At 42.5% G+C, this 543-nt stretch carries 1 protein-coding gene; it reads right to left on the bottom strand.

All coding sequences use genetic code 11. From position 1 onward, the window contains the following. Window positions 1-543, bottom strand: a 543-nt coding sequence (prs, locus tag BABA_RS02520) for a ribose-phosphate diphosphokinase (RefSeq protein WP_007083552.1), incomplete at both ends; no start/stop codon positions are given.

Here is a 543-nt window from a genome sequence, read left to right as displayed (position 1 = left end):
TTGCGACATTACAACCAATTTTGTAATTGCTGAATTATTAATCCGATCAATCGCAGGTCCTGAAAGTACGGCATGAGTACATGAAGCATAAACTTCGGTTTCCCCAAGTTCTTTCAATGCGTTTGCTGCAAGGGTAATTGTTCCAGCTGTATCAATCATATCATCAATTAAGATACATTTTTTACCTTGAACGTCACCAATAATATTCATGATTTCAGCAACATTGGCCCGAGGACGGCGTTTATCAATAATAGCAAGCGGCGCTTTTAGGAAGTTTGCCAACTTACGTGCACGTCCGACACCACCATGGTCAGGTGAAACAACGACGATATCATCACCAGCAGAAACTAATTGACGACGGAAGTATTCAGCAATCAGTGGTGACCCCATAAGATGGTCAACTGGAATGTTGAAGAAACCTTGAATTTGTGGTGCGTGAAGGTCGAAAGTAATTAAACGGTCGGCACCAGCAATTTGAAGCATGTTTGCTACGAGTTTTGATGTGATTGGTTTTCGGGCACGAGCTTTACGGTCTTGACGAGC

This window comes from Neobacillus bataviensis LMG 21833, assembly GCF_000307875.1.
Classification (GTDB): Bacteria; Bacillota; Bacilli; order Bacillales; family Cytobacillaceae; genus Neobacillus; species Neobacillus bataviensis.
The sequence above is the reverse complement of the archived record's forward strand: the minus strand, read 5'-3'. Positions and strand labels throughout refer to the sequence as shown.